This window comes from Acinetobacter sp. YH12254, assembly GCF_013417415.1.
Lineage (GTDB): Bacteria > Pseudomonadota > Gammaproteobacteria > Pseudomonadales > Moraxellaceae > Acinetobacter > Acinetobacter pseudolwoffii.
In genome coordinates this window covers 116,270-137,778 of the sequence record NZ_VPEB01000001.1, presented here as the reverse complement: position 1 = coordinate 137,778, position 21,509 = coordinate 116,270, and the positions used below count along the sequence as shown (strand labels likewise).

Here is a 21,509-nt window from a genome sequence, read left to right as displayed (position 1 = left end):
AAAAGGACGCTTGATGCGTCCTTTTTTATTATTGCTTGATTTTCAGATTTAGATACGCTTATTCTGGTGTACGCACCAGACTTAAAAAGTGCAAATGTCGCTCATATTGATCAATAATATCCTGGAGCAGATCTTCCTGCGTCCATTCCATCACATCATAGCCCTGCCCGCCTTCTCTTAAAAAGACTTCTGCCTGATAGGAATCTACGCCCGCATTCTCCAGTTCAGACATAAAGCTTGGACTTAAAGTCTGGGTGGCATTGACCTGATAGATAAAATTGATTTCATCCTGATGATCAACACGAAGCTGTATTCCATGTTCGAGTGCACTAATACTCACCTGGAGTTGACGCCGCTTCAGCTCACTTTTAAAACTGATAAATGCCTTGTTGACTGTGCTCCTAATATAATCCTGTACCTCTTTTTCAGTATGCGGATAATGCATAATCAGGCCCAGTCGCTGCTGCCAGCTGCGTGGATTCTGAATCGCACGTGGGGTAATGCGTGCTGCTTGCAGTGCATGCATTTTGGTGACATCCAGATGCAAGGCTTTGATGAGACCCCAACAGATCAGCAGCATAATGAAGGTAAATGGCAAGGCGCTCATAATCGTGGCCGATTGCAGTGCCTCTAAGCCACCCGCCAGTAATAGGATGATAGCCAGTAAAGCCATGAGCACTGTCCAGAACAGACGCTGCCAGGTCGGTGAATTTTCACTTTTCGCTGTCAGATAATCAGTCACCAATGCTCCTGAATCGGCAGAAGTCACAAAGAACAGCATCACCAGTAAAGTCGCAATGATACTGGTCACTGAACTGAAGGGTAGATTAGCTAAAAATTCGAATAGAGCCACAGATGAATCACGCTGAACTGCTTCTAGCAAGCTGGTATTAGCTTCGTGCATAATGCTGTACAGTGCGGCATTGCCCATAAAGCCCATCCAGATCAAGGTAAATCCAGTTGGAATCAGCAATACACCCACGATAAATTCACGAATACTGCGCCCTTCCGAGACCCGGGCAATAAACATCCCGACAAATGGCGACCAGGAAATCCACCAGGCCCAGTACATGATGGTCCAGCCCCCAATCCAGCCACTTGGCTGGTAGGCATACAGATTAAAGGTCATACTAAACAGATTAGAGACATACTGGCCGGCATTCTGAATAGTCGTCTGTAACAGATAAATACTCGGACCTGCCACAAAGACAAAAATCAGCAACAGCAGTGCAAGTACCAAATTTAGTTCAGATAAACGTTTAATTCCTTTGTCTAATCCAAAAAATACGGAAGTCGCTGCCATGGCACTCACGACAATGATCAAAATGACCTGAGTACTGGGTGCCTGTTCAATGCCAAACAAATAGTTCAAACCTGAATTGATTTGGGTCACCCCGAAACCAAGCGTGGTGGCCACACCAAATACCGTACCAATGGTGGCAAAGGTATCGACGCCATCTCCAATTGGGCCATAGATCTTTTGACCAATCAGCGGATACAAGGCCGAACGGATTTTTAAAGGCAATTGATGCCGGTAAGCAAAATAAGCCAGCGACAAACCGACGAGCGTATAAATAGCCCAGGCATGCAGGCCCCAGTGGAAAAAGGTGACCCGCATAGATTGTTGTGCAGCCAGTACAGTTTCCGGTTCACCGGCAGGTGGCGTGACATAATGCATTACCGGCTCGGCCACACCAAAGAACATTAGTCCGATGCCCATGCCTGCAGTGAATAACATCGCAAACCAGGAGGTACTGCTATATTTAGGCTGACTATGATCAGGCCCCAGTTTGATTTTACCCATGTCTGACAGGGCAATATAAATCAGAATAATCAGAAATAATGCCACTGACAATACATAGAACCAGCTAAAGGAATTGGTAATCCACTGGTTTATTTGCTGGGTCAGCAGTGAAAAAGCATCTGGTGCAAAGACGACTAAAGCTAAGAAAATCGCAATAATCGTGACGGTACTAATAAAAACATTTGGATTGATATTGGCAAACCAAGATGGTTTTGTGGAAGGCATACATCCCCCATTTTTAATAAATTGAATTGCCGTGAGGCTTACATCATTATTGACAAGTACAAACGATCTCGCAGAATTTACTGCTGTAATAGATACGTTTGATTTTCAACATTTTAAAATGTAAAGACGAATAAAGCAGTGAAGTTACTGTAACCCGATCATTCCAAGGGTTGTCTCTTACTCATCCGGACTTCTATGTTGATTTTCTGCACTATTTTGTTTAGGCAGATGGGAAATATAATGTAAGGCAATCAGGCGAGAAACAATCAGGGCCAAATACATCACCCCGACAAACATCTGGATAATTGCCAGCATCCGTGCCAGCGGACTGACCGGCATCACATCCGACAAGCCCGTGGCGGACTGGACACTAAAGCTGAGAAAGATCAAATCCAACCAAGGCTGATGGGCTTGCAAGTCAGGATCTGAAAAGCTGTAAGGCACCCATAACTGGCAGATACTATAAAGAAAAGCAAAGCCCCAGGCCAGTAAGGTAAATACCGCTCCAGCTGCAAAGAGTTCATCTTTGGTAAGATAGCGGTCATGAAACATATAACGCAACAGGCCATAAGCAGCACTAAAATATGCACTGGCTTCAAACAGATTCGCCGTCACATAGACCCAGGTATAGCGCAGGCCCAAAACAATCAGTGAAGAAAATAGAATTGCGCCGGCCACAAAGCTGAGTCCTAAAATGGTAAACATCGGCGTCTGGCGAATGACCTTGGCAATGACCAGTAACACCAGGACACCGAGCATCCAGGTGACTGCTCGATAGGGCAGGTTTTCATAACTCAACATGGACAAGATCAAAATCAGCAATTGCAAACAAAGCAGCCATGCTGAGGGCAGATGGGTAAAGCTGTGCCAGAACTGCTGCAAAGATTGCTTCATACTGCCCTTCTTGTTTGTCTAGTCATGCACGCATGTATTGTTATTTTATCAGGCTTAACATAGCATGATTAAAGCAGTATATAGCTGTACGATTTGTATGCAAAGATTGAAAAAATCAAAGCAAAATCTAGCGCACCCAAATTCAGTACGGCGCTTGCTCTAAAAAATTTGGAGCATAAGGGCATAAAAAAAAGTCCCTTACGGGACTTTTTTTTATAGGATATCAAATCTTAGTGATCTGATGCTCCTGAGATACCGATACCGGTTTGTGAACGTACAAACTGAGCATCAAAGGCTTTGCGTTCTGCTTGAGCCTGTGCTGAATTATCTGTCACAGAGAACAACCAGCAGCAAAGGAATGACAATGGCATCGCAAAAATTGCAGGGCCATTGAACGGGTTCACCGGCGTATCCGAAATACCCAAGGTGTCGACCCATACTGCTTTAGAAAGCACAATTAATGTTACTGCGGTTACCAGACCAGCAACACCGCCAATCACTGCACCGCGTGTCGTCAAGCCTTTCCAGAACATAGACAGCACCAGCACCGGGAAGTTGGCACATGCCGCAACCGAGAATGCCAGACCTACCATGAACGCTACGTTTTGTTTCTCGAACAGAATACCGAGAATCATCGCGAAGATCGCAAGACCTAAAGTCGCGATTTTAGACATACGTAGTTCAGATTCAGGCGTGGTTTGGCCTTTTTTCAAGACGTTGGCATACAAGTCATGCGAAATTGCTGAAGCACCTGACAGAGTCAAACCAGCAACGACCGCAAGAATCGTGGCAAATGCAACTGCAGAAATGAAGCCCATGAACAGATCACCGCCCACTGCATCAGACAAGTGCACCGCAGCCATGTTATTACCACCAACCAGCTCCAGCTTGCCAGTCAATGCCATTTTCGCAACATCAAGGAATTGCGGGTTGTTCGATACATACAGAATCGCACCGAAACCAATGATGAAGGTGAGCAGGTAGAAATAACCAATAAAACCTGTCGCAACTACGACTGATTTACGCGCTTCTTTGGCATCTTTTACCGTAAAGAAACGCATTAAAATATGTGGAAGACCCGCAGTACCAAACATCAATGCCAGACCTAAAGAGATCGCATCAATCGGATTAGACGCCAGACTACCCGGACCCATGATCTTGGTGGCATCTGTCAGGCTTAAATCATGTACTTTTGAGTAGACACCAATTGCCTGTTCAAACATGTTGGTAAAGCTGAAGCCCACGCCTTTCATGACCATGAATGCCATAAAGGTCGCACCAGACAGCAACATTACTGCCTTGATGATCTGTACCCAAGTGGTTGCCAACATACCACCGAAGATGACATAAGCCATCATCAACAAGCCAACAATCACGACTGCAATGTTATAGTTCAGACCGAATAGAAGTTTGATCAGCTGACCTGCACCCACCATCTGTGCAATCAGGTAGAACGCCACCACAACCAGTGAACTTAAAGCAGCCAGAGTACGTACCGGTTTCTCCTGCAAACGGAAAGAAACCACGTCTGACAGGTTATATTTACCCAGGTTACGCAAACGCTCTGCGACCAGGAACAATACGATCGGCCAGCCGACCATAAAGCCGAGTGAGTAAAGCAAGCCATCAAACCCAGACAGGAATACCATCGCGGAAATACCCAGGAAAGAAGCTGCTGACATATAGTCACCGGCAATCGCCAGGCCATTCTGAAAACCGGAAATACCGCCACCGGCCGTATAGAAGTCTTTGGTACTGGTGGTTTGTTTGGCTGCCCATTTGGTAATAAGCAATGTTGCCCCAACAAAAATCAGGAACATGATAATCGCAGGCCAGTTGGTTGCCTGCTGTTCTGCTGCACCCAGATCAGGTCCAGCCAGGGCCAGACCTGAGGTCATTGTGGTTGCAGCAAGGGCGATAAGAGAATTCCATTTCATCTTAATGTGGTCCTTTTTCATGAGCAATTGCTTCTACTTCACGTATGGCTTCTGCCGTCAGTTGGTCGAGAGTGTTATTTGCAATATAGGAATACACGCCACACAAAATGAATGACAAGACAATGATGCTCAGACCCAGCGGTATCCCCCAAGTCGTTACACCACCTGAAAGCGAAGACAATAAAAACTCTTTATTGTAGCCGACCAGCAACATGAAACCCACATAGACAAATAGCATAATGCCGGTTAAGGTCCAGCTCAGCATACTTTTCTTGCGGACCATTTCTTTGAATTTTGGATTTTGTAGAATTCGATCTACTTGTGCCTCATCCATAGTTACACTCCTGTAGCCCAACCATGGGCTGACTATTTTTAATTCGAATTATCACTATTACAACTTAACAAGAATCCTATGTTCTTGTAATTTAGACTTTGGTCGTTAAAAAATGACCAATTTAAACTGCAGCGTTCATGATGCGCTATCATAGCGGCATGCTCAGCACACATCAGGCTATATGAACAGTTGGCTCATCATAGGGGTACTTGCCCTCTATATCGCATTGCTCTTTATCTGCGCTTTTTACGGGGAAAAACATGCCAGCCGGCTGAGTACCCGTGGGCGCATGCTATTGTTTAGTTTAACTTTAGGGGTGTACTGTTCATCCTGGACCTTTTATGGCGCTACCGGCGCTGCAGTACGGGAAGGCATTATTTTCCTGCCGATCTATCTTGGCCCGCTGTTATTCGTTGCCGTCGGTTATGATATCTGGCGCCGATTAGGACGGGTACGACAGCATCATGCGATTTCCTCAATCGCGGACTTTGTCGCGGCGCGCTATGGTAAAAGTGGCCCGCTGGCATCGCTGGTCACCATTCTGGCAGTGGTCGCGATTGTGCCTTATCTGGCTTTACAGCTACGCGCCATTGCCCTGAGTGCCGCAGTCATTCTGGAACCATCTGCCGGAATTGCCAACACCACCAATGGGGTGCTGTTTTTGACCGGTGTACTGGCCATTCTGGCGATGATCTTTGGCACCCGGCAGATTGCCAATACTGAACAGCATGGCGGTCTGATGCTGGCCGTGGCCTTTGAATCCTTTGTCAAGCTCTTTGCCCTGCTGGCAGTCGCCTGTTTCTTTATGTTTGAAGCACCAGGAAATATGGCACAGATCAGCACAGATATCAGTACCACCTTCCGTGATGTCCAGCTGTTTGGGGTTCCGCAAAGTTTCTGGGTTCAGACCTTGCTGGCAGCCCTGGCAGTTATCTGCCTGCCACGCCAGTTCCATGTGGCAGTGGTGGAGCTGCGTGATGAAAAACATATCCGCGGTGCACGGCGCTGGTTTGCGGTTTATCTGATTCTGACCACGCTGGCGATTATTCCGATTGCCAGCTGGGCATTGCATGCGGCGCCGCAATATCTGGCAATTCCAGATGTGGCGGTCCTGTCCTTACCCCTCAGCTATAATCAGGACTGGCTCACTTTATTGGCATTCTTGGGCGGCTTTTCCGCATCTACCGGGATGCTGCTGGTGTCTTCTGTGGCACTTTCCATCATGCTCAGTAATGATCTGATTATGCCAGCGCTATGGCGTTTGAAACTGATTTCCCGACATGATAAACGCTTGCCGCTGGTACTGAAATTTACCCGCCGGATCTGTATTCTGGGCGTGATGTTAATGGGCTTCCTGTTCTTCAACTTCTTTAATGATATTGATCAGCTTTCTGTTTTTGGCCTGTTGGCCTTTAGTGCGGTAGCACAATTCGCCCCTGCCCTGATCGGTGGCCTGTACTGGCGCGGTGGTAGTAAGCAGGGCGTATATGTGGGTCTGTTGACCGGTTTTGCCTTGTGGTCCTATACCCTGCTGTTTCCCACCATTCTGCGCAGCCTGCCAGAAGCCTATCACCGCTTTAGCCAAAGTCTGCTCACTAACGGCCCTTTTGGCTGGAACTGGTTACGTCCTGAAGCGCTGATCGGTTTCGAATCGTTTGATCCGCTGACGCATGGGGTGGTCTGGGCACTGGGCCTGAATACAATCCTATATATTTGGGTTTCGCGGATTTTTCGTCCGAGTATTGCCGAACAGATTCAGGCTGAAAGTTTCTTCTATTATGAAACCAAGCCACTGCCATCGCAGAGTCCCTCAACTGAAGTCAGTTATTCGCATCAGGATGTGGCCCGTTTAAAAGTTGGCGATCTGATTACCCTGGCCAAACGGATTACCGGTGAAGGACCGACCACACGCGCTTTTCAGCAATTTTGCACCCAAAACAGTGTCGAACTGAATGAAAACAGCAGCGCCAATGGCATGTGGTGGCGTTTTACCGAACAATATCTGGCCGGCACCATCGGGGCAGCTTCGGCCCGTACCCTGCTGACCACGGCCATGGTCAATAATGGTCTGGCCTTGGGTCAGGTCGCCAATATTCTCGATCAGGCCTCGCAATGGCAACGTTTTAACCAGAATCTGATCATGACCATGATTGATCACATGACCCAAGGGGTCAGCGTAGTCGATGAAAACATGTGTCTGGTGGCCTGGAACAATCAGTATTTAAAACTGTTCGATTATCCGACCGATATTGTCTATGTCGGCTGTCCAATCGCGGATCTGATCCGTTATAACGCCGAGCGTGGTGAATGTGGACCAGGTTCGGTCGAAGAACATGTCCGCAAGCGGATTCACTGGATGCAGGTCGGCAGTGCCCATGAATTTGAACGGATTCGTAAAGATGGCCGGGTCATTCAGATGCGTGGTAATCCGATCGAAGGGGGTGGTTTCGTTACCACTTTCGCCGATATTACTGCCTTCCGTGAAAATGAAGCCGTCTTGGAAGCCCGGGTTCAGGATCGTACTCAACAGCTGGCCGATGCCTTGTCCGAACAGCAACTGGCGCGTGAACAGGCCGACAAAGCCAATATGTCGAAAAGCCGCTTTATTGCCGCCGCCAGTCATGACCTGTTGCAGCCGATGCATGCGGCGCGTCTGTTCAGTACTGCCTTGGAACAAAGTGTACAAAATGACGAAGACCGCAAGACCTTGCAGCAACTGGATCGTGCCTTGCATGGCGCAGAAAGCATGCTGTCTGCGCTACTGGATATTGCCCGACTGGAAGGCGGTACCATTCAGCCGAAACGTCAGGCCTATCCGCTACATGACCTGCTCAGTGATCTGGAACTGCAGTTTAAATCCATTGCGGCACAACGTGGCATTCAATTCAGTGTGCATGATGCGCAGTTCTGGATTGATACCGATCCACAATGGATTCGCCGGATTATCCAGAACTTTGTCAGTAATGCGCTGCGTTATACCGCCAAAGGTAAAGTGATGGTCGGTGTCTTACGCTCCAGTACCAAACCGAATCATATCCGCATTGGCGTCTGGGATACCGGACCGGGGATTGCCGAAGAACAACGTATCAAGCTGTTTCAGGAGTTTGAACGTTGCGGCCATACCTCTCCATGGGGTGAACAGGGCCTTGGACTGGGTCTGGCCATCGTGCAACGCATGACCAGCATGCTGGATTATCCTGTGCATGTGTATTCGGCGCTGGGAAAAGGCTCCTGTTTTATGATTGAAGTGCCTGTCATTGCAGCACCCAAAGTCGTCGATGCACCTGTTCAGGCCGTACCACTAAAAACCAAGGCGTTTAAAATCCTGTGTCTGGATAATGATGAAACCATTCTGGAAGGGATGGCGACCTTGTTGAGCAAATGGGGTTATCAAGTCTTTAAAGCCACCGAACCAGAGCAGGCATTGAGGCTGATTCAGCAGGAAAATATTCAGGTCTGGCTGGTCGATCAGCATCTCAATCAGAACAAGATCGGTTTAGACTTTATTCTGGAACAGCGCCGCAATGATGTTCCGGTGGCGCTGATTACTGCCGATTCCGATCCGGAATTGCCACAGCGCCTGAAAGAGCTGAATATTGTATTGCTGAAAAAACCACTGAAACCTGCATCCTTACGATCATGGTTATCCGGACTGAAAATTTCTGATTCCTAAGATTGTATTGCATTCATGAATGCCCATTTTAAAGCTTAAAATGGGCATTTTTTATACTCAACTGCCACAGAAAATTACCTAGCTTGCATAAAATTTATTCTAATGTGCTAAAAGCAGCAAATATGCCGAAAATACAGCCGAATAAATTGACCAAAATGTTCATTTTCTAATTCACCATGGCAAAAAATGACCAATCTGTACCTGTACAGCAGTACACTTATTTACAATTAATTATCTATTTGTTTTAACTCATAATTGAAGAGTAATTTTCCAGCACTATAACTTTAGTCGTATTTTTTATCAGCTATGCTTGGCTCTAAAAATAGAGGAATAAGAAACGATCAGTTTCCATCTCATACATGCCTTGATTATTTGGGTAGCTGATCTTTCTGCATATCGGAGTTCTTTACATGAACATAGATCAAAACCATGGCCTGAATCAGGCCCAGCAGTTCCACCGTCAATATGGCGCCAATGCCTTATTGCCAAGCATTGACTGGGCACAGATCTTTAAATACAGCAAGCTGAATGATGCCCAGTATCAGGCGCTGGAAACGCTGTATCAGAGTGCAGTCCCGCTGGCACTGCAAGTTTTTGATGAATTACATTTTGATGTCTTTGAACCTTATGCTTACAAGCCGCAAGGACTGGGTCTGTTTGAACGGATTGCCGAGCAGGAAGACAAACTGCTTCAGTCTTTAGAAGCTGAAACAGCGGATCTGCCGGCGCAAACTCGTCATCAGATCTGGAGCATGTTGCTGCGTGGTGGTGCCGTCCTGGTGTTTAAGGCCTGGTTGGGTAAAGTCAAAAACGAAGACAACTGTCTGGATACCAGCCAGTTTGACGAGCTGTCTGATTTACTATTTATCAAAACCTGCCCGCATGAGCTGGCGCAGCGTTTACATGTCGATCCGAACACGCGCGATGATCACATCTTCCTGATGTATGACAATGAAGTCTATCTGGACCGTTTTAACAGTCTGGAAACGGCTGCACTCTTTGTCGATCTGGGCGTTTATGATGCGACTTTCCTGAGCCTGCGAGATGATCGCGTGGCAGAATATCTGAAATCCAAGGGTTATGTCACCGAAGATCAGATCGATGAATTGCAATGTGCTTTAAATCCGTTATTCTGCGATGATTTCACCCGCAAGCAGGATTATATTGCTTAATATGCATGCTTTTTCACTGAATTATTCAGATAAAAAAGACCTCCAGGGAGGTCTTTTTCAATGCGGATATACAGAACTTACATTTTTCGGTCTTCAATATTCAGTGCATTAATGGCCAATACCGCTTGTGTCCGGTTTTGTACGCCAAGCTTACGGAAAATTGCAGTCACATGCGCTTTAATGGTCGCTTCTGATACGTCCAGTTCATAAGCAATCTGCTTATTCAGCAAGCCTTCGGCCACCATCATCAATACCCGGAACTGTTGTGGGGTCAAAGACTGGATCCGTTCCGCCAAAGCCGTTTCATCGGCAGCACGCGGGTCAAAGTTCATGTTGGCTGGCAGATTTGGCGGCAACCAGATCTCGCCTTCTAGCACTTCGCGAATCGCTTCACCAATATGGCTTGGATGGGCAGATTTTGGAATATAGCCCATGGCACCATGCGCAATGGCACGCTGGATAATGCTGACTTCTTCATGTGCAGACACGACAATGATCGGCAGCGACGGATATTGCGCGCGGACGTGTACCAAGGCAGAAAAACCTGATGCGCCTGGCAAATTTAAATCCAGCAGCACAAGATCAGGCTCGGGGCCATTTTCTAGACGTTCATAAAATTCATTGACTGCCGCAGTTTCATGAATCTGGGCTTGTGGCAGGCTATAACGTACAGCCTGAATCAAGGCATGACGAAATAGTGGATGATCATCAACGATTAAAATATTCATAGGCAACGTGAGAGAGATCTTGGCACGGTAGACCCTATTCTAACCACACAACCCGGTTAAGGATATGCAAGACTCTACAATTTTTAAAATAATATGCAGTTTTTCTTCAAAATCACCATTTTTCGCGGTATTTCAATAATTATTTAATTCTCATCACTTTTTTATATATAACGTATTCCTAAATTAAAAAGCTTAGCTATATTCAATATAAATCTACATATCAAAAACTTATATTAAAATTAATGCTTATAAACCAGGCTTTTTTCATATATCGAAAAATCAGATAACTTTTCAGCTTTTCGTTATTTTACAGCCCGGCACTGAATCGGGATTAATAAGGACATTCCGAGATTACTCCTATTTTTCAGGTTCTAAACATGTCTAATTTTAATGCGCAAAAACCCTTAAATATTGTTGCCGTATCGGGTGGTTTAAATCATCCGTCTAAAACTGAAGCCTTGGTTCAGGCCATTATTGATGAACTGGGTGAAGCGACACCAATTCATGTACATTTTATTAAATTTAGTGAAATTGGTTCGCTCCTGGGTGGTGCGATTTATCGTAATCAATTACCGCAGCGCGTTCAGGATGATCTGGCCGCCGTCGAAGCTGCAGATGCACTGATTGTTGGTACACCCGTATATCGCGCTTCATTTACCGGCTTGTTTAAACATTTCTTTGATTTTGTCGAGCAGACTGCACTGGTCGATGTACCGGTACTTTTAGCGGCTTCAGGTGGTAGTGACCGACATGCGCTGGTGCTCGAACATCAATTACGTCCATTATTCAGCTTTTTCCAGGCTCAGACTTTACCGATTGGCGTGTATGCGACTGATCGTGATTTCACTCCTGAATATACCATTCACAGTGAATTGCTCCGCGATCGTATTACCCTGGCAGTAGCACGTGCCCTGCCTATTCTGGAATGGGCACCGGCCAAAGGACAACGTGCCGAAGTCATTAAAGCAAAAACCCAACAGGCCAACCAGAACTTGAGCATCAATAAACAAATCGAACAAGAAGAAGTGTTGCCCTCTGCGGCTGTACCAAGTCTGGATGCAGCAGAATCCCGCTTGCACAGTAAAAAATCAGCGCAAACGCAAGTTGCTTGATCAGCGATTTTCACTTCGAGGGTTGAAATATGTCACAACAGCAAATACAGCAAGACATCAAATTTGCATATTGGGTTCCGAATGTCAGTGGCGGTTTTGTCGTCAGTACCATCGAACAGCGTACCGACTGGAGCTATGAATATAACGTGCGTCTGGCACAAGCAGCAGAAAAAAGCGGTTTTGAATATGGCCTGACCCAGATTCGTTTTGCGTCAAGCTATGGTGCAGAAAACCAGCATGAATCTGTCAGCTTCAGTCATGCCTTGCTCGCACAAACCAGCAAGATCAAGTTAATTGCAGCAATTTTACCCGGGCCGTGGAAACCTGCGCTTGCGGCAAAACAATTGGCCAGCATTAACCAGCTCAGCAATGGCCGGATTGCGATTAACGTGGTCAGTGGCTGGTTCCGTGGCGAATTTGATGCGATTGGCGAAGCATGGCCAGAGCATGACCAGCGTTATGCCCGTTCAGAAGAGTTTATTCGCAGTTTGCGCGGAATCTGGAATACGGATCACTTTAATTTTGATGGCAAGTTCTATCAATTTAAAGACTATACCTTACGCCCACAACCGCTCCCGGATAAACCGGTCGAGATTTTTCAGGGTGGCAGTTCACGTGCGGCGCGTGATATGGCTTCACGTGTTTCAGACTGGTATTTCACCAATGGCAACACCCCTGAAGAGCTGAAAAAACAGATTGATGATATTCGCGAAAAAGCCCAAGCCAATAATCACACTGTGAAAATTGGGGTCAATGCCTTTATCATCGCACGTGATACTGAAGAACAAGCCAAAGCGGTTTTACAGGAAATTATTGATAAGGCCAATATCAAAGCAGTGAAAAATTTTGCTGAAGCGACACGTGAAGCCGGTGCCTCGACAACTGAAGGCGAAGGCAACTGGGCAAAATCAAGTTTTGAAGATTTAGTCCAGTATAACGACGGTTTCAAGACCAATTTAATTGGCACACCGCAACAAATTGCTGAGCGTATTGTGCTGTTAAAAAATATTGGAGTCGATCTGGTGCTTTCCGGTTTCTTGCACTGTGTTGAAGAAGTTGAATATTTTGGAGAAAAGGTGTTGCCATTGGTGCGTGAGCTAGAAGTACAACAACAGCAGGTTGTGCAGGCTAAATCCGCTTAAATCTAAGTGGTGCTTATGCCCAAATATTATAATAATGACGGCACATTGCAAATTTTCCCCTCAAGGCTCGGCTTGAGGGGTTTTTTATCCGGACAGAAACCAAGCAGTCCAGTAAAACGCTAGCCGGATTTAGCTTTCCTGCCTACAATGGGATGCAATTGCAAGAATAGACGTTTTAACTATGTATACCGGTATTGTCCAAGGCCTGGAACAGGTCATCGAGATTCGCAAAGGCGATGGTTTTATTACCCTGTTGGTCAGTGATCAGCACGGCTTTTTTGCAGATGTGTTTATTGGCGCCAGTGTGGCAGTAAATGGTGTCTGTCTCACGGTGACCACGATTGACCGGGCGCAGAAACAGATTCATTTTGATATTTCCAATGTCACCTTGGCGCTTACCACCTTGAAAGCCTTAAAAATTGGTGATGAAGTGAATATTGAACGCTCTGCCAAAGTCGGTGCAGAAAACGGTGGACATAATCTGTATGGCCATATTGAAGGCAGGGCTAAGGTCATCCAGATTGAAGCTCGCGGTGAAACCCTGCATATCGATTTACAGATTCCAGAGGGCAATATCAAGTACTTCTTCCTAAAAGGCTTTATCGGGCTAAATGGCTGCAGCCTGACCGTGAACCGTGTCGATCGTGCCCACAGTGAAATTTCGATTGACCTGATTCCAGAAACCTTGCGTCTGACCACCTGGAAGCACATCCAGGTGGGCGATACAGTGAATTATGAAATTGACCAGATGACCCGTACTTTGGTGGATACTCTGGAAAATATTTATCAAGCCAAAGCTTAATGGTATAAAGAGACTGGTACGTGCAAAAATCAGTCTCCTATCATATTAATATTTTAATACTATTCCATCGGTAGCAGATTGCCTAAAATGCAGGCTAACTCCCTGATTTAAGAAAGTACCATGCATCTGATCTGGTTTCGCCAAGACCTTCGAATTCAAGACCATGCCGCTTTGTGGCATGCCACTCAACAAGGCCCCTGTGTGGCTTTGGTGGTGCTTTCTCCTGAGCAATGGCAGTTACATCAAGATGCGCCGATCAAAATCGATTTTTATCTGCGACGGCTACAGGTTTTCAAACAGCAACTAGAACAACTGAATATTCCTTTAATTGTGCGAGAAGTCGGCTTGTGGCGTAATCTTGCTGATGAGATGTTAGCACTCTGCCAAAACTTGCAGATTGATAGCGTGCATGCACATATTGAAGTTGGGGTCAATGAACTACAGCGTGATTTCAAGGTTCAGCAACGACTAGAACAGCAGCAGATTCGGGTCGAGCTGTATCATGATCGCACCCTCTTTCCATTGGCGAGTATCCGCAATCAGTCCAATCAACCCTATCAAGTCTATAGTGCCTTTAAGAAAAAATGCTATGAGCGGCTGATTCTAGATGTGCCTTCTGCTTATCCTGTGATTGCGTCTCAGGACTTGCTCGAATTGCCTGCAGAGCTGACACATTTTGATCTGGAAAAGTTTGCGGGTCGCTATTCAATAGAAAATTCTGAAAAACTTTGGCCCGTAGATGAAACTCATGCCCTACAGATGCTGGATGATTTTATCAAAGACCGCTTAAGCAGCTATCAAACAGATCGTGATATTCCAGCGCTTAATGGCACCAGTCAACTCTCGCCTTATTTAAATATCGGCATTCTCTCGATCCGCCAGTGCATTCAGGCGCTGTTTAAACAACATCATGGCTATTTCCAGATCGATGATCTCGGTCAACAAACCTGGCTGGATGAACTGCTGTGGCGTGAGTTTTATCAGCATACCCTGTTCGATTTTCCCCGCGTTTCCAGACATCGCCCGTTTAAAGAAAATACCGATAAAATCCAGTGGCGGCATGCACCTGAAGATTTGGCAGCCTGGCAACAAGGACAAACTGGAATTCCGATTGTCGATGCCGGGATGCGGCAGCTACTCGCCACCGGCTGGATGCATAATCGGGTGCGCATGATTACCGCGATGTTCCTGTGCAAAAACCTGCTGATCGATTGGCGTTTGGGAGAAAGCTGGTTCATGCAGCAGCTGATTGATGGTGATCTGGCAGCCAATAATGGCGGATGGCAATGGTGTGCTTCGACGGGTATGGATGCGGTGCCTTATTTCCGGATTTTCAATCCGGTCAGCCAGTCACAGAAGTTCGACCCGAATGGGGATTATATCCGTCAGTGGGTGCCTGAACTGGCGCATCTGGATGCCAAAAGCATTCATGAACCCTACGCCAAAAACCCTGACCGTGAACTGGACTATCCAAAACCGCTTGTGGATTTAAAATCTTCCCGTGTCCGGGCAATCGAGGCTTTTAAGCAGCTTTAAAAAAGACCCGTCATCTTAAAAATAATAAAACAGCTTCTCATATAGAGGCTGTTTTATTATTAGGATCAGGAATAAAAACTTGGATCAGGCACTTTTCCGGTCAGCACCCATTCCCCCACTTCCTGATATTTATAATCCACCGGATCATGCAAGGTTTGAGTCCGAACATTACGCCAGAACCGGTCCAGATTCAGTTGCGCAGTCGTTGCCCGTGCACCCATGACCTGAAAAATATTCTGGGTGATATATAAAGAGCTATTGGTCGCGGCAATTTTGGCGGTGGCAATCGCAATCGAGACTTCACCACGCTGCTCGGCAGTCAGATCAGGGCCGATATTCCAAGCTTTCTGCAAGGTCTGAATGGCTTGATCTGCCAATAAACGCACGCTTTCCAGCTGCACATAAAACTCGGCAAAATGCTTTTGGGTAAAAGGATCATTCACTGCATGTTCAGCCAAGGATTTTGACCAGGCTTTTTGGGTTTGTACGGTCTGTTTGGCAACTTCAAAAGCCCCTTCGGCGACACCGAGAAACATATGCACAAATATCAGCTGCGCAATCAATGGACGTAAACTGGAATACGGCGTACTCAGTGGCCCCGGATTGAGCAGCAATTCATCCCGGTGAATGTTGACCTGTTCAAAATGACTGGTGCCGCTGTCAGTCTGGCGCTGGCCCATATTGTTCCAGTCGCCTAGAAAGCTCACACCCTGTCGCTGGGTAGGAATCACGCCAATCAGCAATTTTCCTGCTTCGTTATAACCTGAACACAGCAACATATCCGAATCGATCGAACCAGAACAAAAGCTTTTATCACCATGGAAAATATATTCATGTTCTGAGACTTGAGTTGCCGTGGTACGACGATCCAGCGGATTGAGAGTATTGCCCCAGAACAGATTATTTTGGACAGTCTGTGCAAACCATTTGCCATATTGCTCGGGTTGGGAAAATAGCTGTACGGTGGCAATCAATAAATGATGAAATCCATAAATATGCGCCAGAGAGCTATCGACCTGCGCCAGGGTCTGAATGGTTTTAAAAATTGTCCGCCAGTCTGCACCCTGTCCACCATAGGCAACAGGAATAGACAAGCCGAGCAGACCACTGTTACGGATCAGGTCTCGTTCATGCTTGGGATTACCGCCCTGCTTGTCTCGCACTGCGGCAGTTTGGGCAAATTGTTCTGCCAGTTTCTGGGCAATATCGACAGGAGATTGATCTAAATATGGTGATCGTACATTCATTATTTTAACTCATGTTCAGCATGTGGGCAGCTTAGCAGATCAAGACGTTGCGCTATATTCGAAAGCATGCAGAGCTTATTCCTGATCTAAAAATACCGGCTGCGTGCAGCCGGTATTTTGCTTGTGGACTTTAGCTATTTAACGAGGATTGGCTTGTACTTCTGCAATCAGATGATCCACCACTTGTGGTTCAGCCAATGTCGAGGTATCGCCCAGGCTATCCAGCTCATTGGCTGCAATCTTTCTCAAGATCCGGCGCATGATTTTCCCTGAACGGGTTTTGGGCAAAGCTGGTGCCCAGTACAGTGCGTCAGGTGTCGCCACTGGCCCCAAAATCTTGCGCACCCAGCTCACCAGTTCAGCACGCAATTCATCTGAACTGGTCACGTCGGCCTGTAAGGTGACAAAGGCACAAATTCCCTGCCCTTTAATGTCATGCGGCATACCCACCACAGCAGCCTCAGCCACTGCTTCATGGGCCACCAACGCACTTTCAACTTCAGCTGTGCCTAAACGGTGTCCGGACACATTCAGCACATCATCGACCCGGCCAGTAATCCAGTAATAACCGTCTTTATCGCGACGCGCGCCATCTCCGGTAAAATAAGTACCCGGATAAGTCGAGAAATAGGCTTCGATAAAACGTTCCGGATCACCCCAGATGGTTCGCATCTGGCCCGGCCAGGAATCTTTAATCACCAGATTGCCTTCAGCTTCGCCTTCCAGCTCCTTGCCATCTGCATCGACAATCGCAGGTTGTACCCCAAAGAAAGGCCGTGTTGCAGAACCCGGTTTCAAATCAGTCGCGCCTGGCAATGGCGTAATCATAAAACCGCCGGTTTCCGTCTGCCACCAGGTATCAATGACGGGACAGCGACTTTCACCGACCACGGTGTAATACCAGTTCCAGGCTTCAGGATTGATCGGCTCACCCACCGAACCTAAAATTCTCAGGCTGCTGCGGTCACTTTCCCGCACAAAGGCATCGCCTTCACGCATCATGGCGCGGATGGCTGTCGGTGCGGTATAGAGAATGGTGACGTTATGCTTATCGACAATGTGTCCGGTACGCGCCCAGCTCGGATACTGCGGAACACCCTCGAACATAAGAGTCGTGGTGCCATTCGACAGGGGGCCATACAGCACATAGGAATGTCCGGTAATCCAGCCGACATCTGCGGTACACCAAAAGATATCATCCTGTTTGATGTCAAACACTTCGCGGAAACTGCAATTCACATAAGTCAAATAACCGCCCGTGGTATGCATCACGCCCTTGGGCTTGCCGGTCGAACCTGAGGTATACAGGATAAATAGCGGATCTTCGGCATTCATCGGTTCCGGTGGGCAAATGTCATTCACCGACATGATTTCCATGTGATACCACAGGTCGCGACCTTCCTGCATTTCAATCGGGTTGCCGGTGCGATGTACCACTATTACATTTTGAATGGAGTCTGTACCAGCCAGTTTCAGGGCTTCATCAACATTGGCTTTCAGCGGAATCGGTTTCCCGCCGCGCATACCGGAATCGGCCGTAATCACCATTTTGGCCTGACAGTCTTCAATCCGGCTGGCCAGAGAATCCGGTGAAAACCCACCAAATACCACGCAATGCACCGCCCCGATGCGCGCGCAGGCCAGCATGGCAATCGCGGCTTCAGAGACCATGGGCATGTACAGCATCACCCGGTCGCCTTTAGCAATGCCATTTTTTTTCAGCACATTGGCGAAACGGCAGGTTTCGTCATGCAACTCGGCAAAAGAAATAATCTTGTGCCGTGAAGGATGATCCCCTTCCCAGATAATGGCCGGCTTATAGGGATGTTCTTTCAGATGACGGTCCAGACAGTTGGCGCTGACATTGAGCTGACCATCAGCAAACCATTCAATTTTAAAATTGTCGGGATCGAAACTGGTATTTTTGACTTGGGTAAAAGGCTTGATCCAGTCCAGACGTTGTGCCTGTTCTGTCCAGAATGCTTCTGGCTGCTCGATGGAATGTTGATAACGTTCGAAATACTGGTCTTCAAGCGTGCGTGCTGTTTTTTTAAAATCTTCGGGTACTGGATAGATCTCTTGCATATGTCACTTCCTTGATTTTGTTCTATCTCATCACGAGAGGTTAATGCTGTGTTGTTGATTGTTTTTTATGCATAATGGCAGTATGGCCTGCTTATTTCGAATCCGGCAATCCTGCTTTCGTCGTAGATTATTTATTCAAATTCAAACAAAATAAAGCACAACTTACAGTACAGAATATTCTGCATAACTGTGTATGATCTGTAGCAATGCCCTTTAAAAAATAGAATTTAGCTCTCGCTCTTATTTCATTTTGTTCAGTTCAGGATCATATTTATGAAATCGCCAGAATCTCCCTATTTCACCCCTCCCGCTTTAGTGGCAACGGATCATCCCTTGTCGATAAAAGGCCGTTTCGGGCGTCTGAGTTTTATTGCGTGGTCAGCATTTCTACATTTCATCTTCCTGTTTAGCAGTATTGCGCTGGGCTTAAGTATTGATATTGTGAATATTGCAGTCCATTCAATGGATTCTAACTGGCTGCTTTCACTACAAGGCTTGGCCGGTATCGGCGTGCTGATCATGATTCTGGTCTATGCCTATTTCGCTTTAGTGGTGACCGTTCGCCGTTTGCATGACATGAACCGCAGTGGCTGGTGGGCGCTGCTGCTGTTGCTGCCCTTGGTGAACATTTTTGTATGGCTTTATATCGTTTTTGGTTCGGGAGATCGCGGCATAAATGACTACGGTCCGGCACGGATGACCCTGCTCTGGGAAAAGATGCTGGCCTGGTTGATGATTATCCTGACCCTGCTTAGCCTGTTGGGATCTATCGCTTTATTCAGTTATATGAGCGGTGAAGAACAGTCACCTACCCCCACGGAAATGATGCAAAAAACCACCAAATACTTTTAACAACAGCGCCGTTATTTTTAGAAAATATCCACTGGTGACTTCGAGCCCTTATTAATTTTTTGCTGAACATCAGGCAAAATAGGCAGAATAGGCAAAATTTGAATTGTGGAATTTTTGTGGCAGAGCAAAACAATACCTTAAGCCAGGTAACAGAGGGCACCACGGAGTTGTTACATCAGGCAACTGAGAAAACGACCCAGACCGTGATTGAACATACCGCCAAGTATAATGATGCCTACAGCACCATTGACAAGATCATGGAAGGCTTCTGGGAGCGTGTGCCTTATTTCTGTATCGCGCTAATCGTGATTACGATTTTCTGGTTACTCTCCAAAGTCTTCAAGTTTTTCGTACGTAAAACTTTGGAAAACCGCTCTTATACCCGCCAGAATCTGGTATTGGTCCTGAACCGTGTCGGTAGTACCTTTATTATTTTCTTTGGCATTCTGATTGGACTGGTCATTGCGGTTCCTGGCTTTACCCCGGGTCAGCTGATGAGTGCCCTCGGAATTGGTTCGGTCGCGATCGGTTTTGCCTTCAAGGATATTTTCCAGAACCTGCTTTCTGGTGTGCTGATTTTACTCGGTGAACCATTCAAGATTGGCGATGATATTATCGTCAATGGCATGGAAGGCACAGTCGAAGATATCCAGATTCGTGCGACTTTTTTGCGTTCACCGGATGGCCGCCGTATCGTGATTCCCAATGCCACGGTCTATACCAGTGCCGTGACGGTAAACACGGCCTATACCCGCCGTCGCTGTGAGTTTGTAGTGGGCATTGGCTATGAAGATGATATCCAGAAAGCCAAAGACCTGATTACCGCCATTTTAGATAAAGACCCGACCATCCTCAGTCAGCCGGGCTTTAGTGTCAATGTCACGGCGCTGGCTGATTTTTCCATTACCTTAAAAGCGCTCTGGTGGGTCGATACCACTGAGACAGGCACAGGAACCTCAATCAGTGCGGTGCAGGAACGCGTGATTCAGGCATTTGCCGAACATCATATTTCAATTCCTTATCCGGTACAGGAAGTCAAAGTCTATCGCGGCGAAGGCAATGAAGATGCCTCAGCTCGTGCTAAACAGTCGACCTAGAACATAGGGAATCACGGTTTCAGTGCGGAGAATACGGTTGCCCAGACTCACAGCCTGACAGCCGTTTTTAACCAGTAAATCTACTTCATAAGGAATGAATCCGCCTTCCGGGCCGATGATCATCGTACAAGGATGCGGAATCGCAAAAGGCATGGATTGTTCGGCATAAGGATGTGCCACATAAGCGGGTCGGTCAGCCGTAATCAAACCCGGCAAAATATCTTCAACAAAAGGCTTAAAACGTTTATACAGCTCGATTTTCGGAGCTATTGTATCCCCGGCCTGTTCCAGTCCCAGCTCGATATAATGATTTAACTGCTGTAAAAATGGGGTTTGCCAGTAGCTTTTATCGACGCGGTAGCTATGCAGTAAAATGATTTTTTCCACGCCCAAAGTGACACTGTCCATGATCAGACGGCGCAGCACTTTCGGCCGTGGCAAGGCCACAATTAAAGTTACGGGTAATTTTTTTGGAACAGTATCCTCTTGAAGCGGTTTTAGTCGCACTGCCTTTTCAGAAATCTCGACAATCTCGGTGAGATAGCGCTGACCTTCCAGCACTCCCACTTTTAAGGTATCTCCAACCTGAATCTGCACATGCTGCTGTAAATGTTCCAGTTGACGTTTCGCTGAAATCGTCCAGAGATCCGATTGTGTTTGTCGATGGTCAAGCAGGACAATATTCATAGAAGATTTTATACCGAAGAACTGTTGAATGACCTCTATCCGCTAGAGGGTGGCGACATGGATGTCGCGCGTATCTCTGAGGGAGAAGCACATTCCTTCAGGGATACAAAAGATTTTTGCTACTTTTCATCTTCGAAAAGTAGGCTAGATAAGCCAGCTTAGAAATATTGAAAAAACTTCAA

The 21,509-nt window shown here is 46.7% G+C and carries 16 protein-coding genes; 8 read left to right on the top strand and 8 right to left on the bottom strand.

The window, feature by feature from the left end; all coding sequences use genetic code 11:
* Positions 1-58: 58 nt before the first annotated feature.
* The 4 genes from FTV29_RS00635 to FTV29_RS00620 all read right to left on the bottom strand — a co-directional run bounded on the left by FTV29_RS00635 (position 59) and on the right by FTV29_RS00620 (position 5,194).
* Positions 59-2,029: a choline BCCT transporter BetT gene (locus FTV29_RS00635; protein WP_180074945.1), complete on the bottom strand. Its 1,971-nt coding sequence runs from the start codon at positions 2,027-2,029 to the stop codon at positions 59-61.
* 177 nt (positions 2,030-2,206) lie between these two features.
* On the bottom strand, positions 2,207-2,923 hold the full coding sequence (locus FTV29_RS00630; RefSeq protein ID WP_180074944.1) for a two pore domain potassium channel family protein: 717 nt from the start codon (positions 2,921-2,923) through the stop codon (positions 2,207-2,209).
* Positions 2,924-3,153: 230 nt separating this feature from the next.
* Complete coding sequence (locus FTV29_RS00625) at positions 3,154-4,860, bottom strand: cation acetate symporter (RefSeq protein ID WP_005173198.1); 1,707 nt, start codon at positions 4,858-4,860, stop codon at positions 3,154-3,156.
* 1 nt (position 4,861) lies between these two features.
* On the bottom strand, positions 4,862-5,194 hold the full coding sequence (locus tag FTV29_RS00620) for a DUF485 domain-containing protein (RefSeq protein ID WP_005095096.1): 333 nt from the start codon (positions 5,192-5,194) through the stop codon (positions 4,862-4,864).
* A gap of 181 nt (positions 5,195-5,375) precedes the next feature.
* Between FTV29_RS00620 and FTV29_RS00615 the strand changes: the two genes are divergently transcribed.
* Both FTV29_RS00615 and FTV29_RS00610 read left to right on the top strand, forming a co-directional pair.
* Positions 5,376-8,867: a PAS domain-containing hybrid sensor histidine kinase/response regulator gene (locus FTV29_RS00615; RefSeq protein WP_100356969.1), complete on the top strand. Its 3,492-nt coding sequence runs from the start codon at positions 5,376-5,378 to the stop codon at positions 8,865-8,867.
* A gap of 410 nt (positions 8,868-9,277) precedes the next feature.
* Entirely contained in the window at positions 9,278-10,039 is a 762-nt protein-coding gene (locus FTV29_RS00610) for a hypothetical protein (RefSeq protein ID WP_005095093.1), read from the top strand.
* A gap of 77 nt (positions 10,040-10,116) precedes the next feature.
* Here the strand turns inward: FTV29_RS00610 and FTV29_RS00605 are convergent, their stop codons facing one another.
* Positions 10,117-10,767 (bottom strand): response regulator transcription factor, encoded by a 651-nt coding sequence (locus FTV29_RS00605; protein ID WP_004281370.1) that lies wholly within the window; start codon positions 10,765-10,767, stop codon positions 10,117-10,119.
* Between the two features lie 377 nt (positions 10,768-11,144).
* Between FTV29_RS00605 and msuE the strand changes: the two genes are divergently transcribed.
* The 4 genes from msuE to FTV29_RS00585 all read left to right on the top strand — a co-directional run bounded on the left by msuE (position 11,145) and on the right by FTV29_RS00585 (position 15,359).
* The gene (msuE, locus tag FTV29_RS00600) at positions 11,145-11,879 is read left to right on the top strand and encodes an FMN reductase (RefSeq protein ID WP_005095088.1); all 735 of its coding nucleotides are present in this window, start codon (positions 11,145-11,147) and stop codon (positions 11,877-11,879) included.
* Positions 11,880-11,908: 29 nt separating this feature from the next.
* Positions 11,909-13,021, top strand: a complete 1,113-nt coding sequence (sfnG, locus tag FTV29_RS00595; protein WP_180074943.1) for a dimethylsulfone monooxygenase SfnG — start codon at positions 11,909-11,911, stop codon at positions 13,019-13,021.
* A 181-nt stretch (positions 13,022-13,202) separates the two neighbouring features.
* Positions 13,203-13,823 carry a riboflavin synthase subunit alpha gene (locus tag FTV29_RS00590; protein WP_100329499.1) on the top strand — a complete coding sequence of 207 codons (621 nt, stop codon included), beginning with the start codon at positions 13,203-13,205 and terminating at the stop codon, positions 13,821-13,823.
* A gap of 120 nt (positions 13,824-13,943) precedes the next feature.
* Positions 13,944-15,359, top strand: a complete 1,416-nt coding sequence (locus FTV29_RS00585) for a deoxyribodipyrimidine photo-lyase (protein WP_159516477.1) — start codon at positions 13,944-13,946, stop codon at positions 15,357-15,359.
* 65 nt (positions 15,360-15,424) lie between these two features.
* Here FTV29_RS00585 and FTV29_RS00580 read toward each other — a convergent pair whose 3' ends face one another.
* Positions 15,425-16,606, bottom strand: a complete 1,182-nt coding sequence (locus FTV29_RS00580) for an acyl-CoA dehydrogenase family protein (RefSeq protein WP_005095080.1) — start codon at positions 16,604-16,606, stop codon at positions 15,425-15,427.
* 138 nt (positions 16,607-16,744) lie between these two features.
* Entirely contained in the window at positions 16,745-18,691 is a 1,947-nt protein-coding gene (gene acs / locus FTV29_RS00575; protein WP_074383876.1) for an acetate--CoA ligase, read from the bottom strand.
* Positions 18,692-18,964: 273 nt separating this feature from the next.
* On the opposite strand from acs, the gene FTV29_RS00570 reads away from it, so the two are divergent.
* The gene (locus tag FTV29_RS00570) at positions 18,965-19,543 is read left to right on the top strand and encodes a DUF805 domain-containing protein (RefSeq protein ID WP_180074942.1); all 579 of its coding nucleotides are present in this window, start codon (positions 18,965-18,967) and stop codon (positions 19,541-19,543) included.
* 116 nt (positions 19,544-19,659) lie between these two features.
* Positions 19,660-20,640, top strand: a complete 981-nt coding sequence (locus FTV29_RS00565; RefSeq protein WP_180074941.1) for a mechanosensitive ion channel family protein — start codon at positions 19,660-19,662, stop codon at positions 20,638-20,640.
* On the opposite strand, the gene FTV29_RS00560 is transcribed toward FTV29_RS00565, so the two are convergent.
* Positions 20,614-21,327 carry a 16S rRNA (uracil(1498)-N(3))-methyltransferase gene (locus tag FTV29_RS00560; RefSeq protein ID WP_180000213.1) on the bottom strand — a complete coding sequence of 238 codons (714 nt, stop codon included), beginning with the start codon at positions 21,325-21,327 and terminating at the stop codon, positions 20,614-20,616. The two genes, FTV29_RS00565 and FTV29_RS00560, sit on opposite strands and share 27 nt — an antisense overlap.
* Positions 21,328-21,509: the final 182 nt, after the last annotated feature.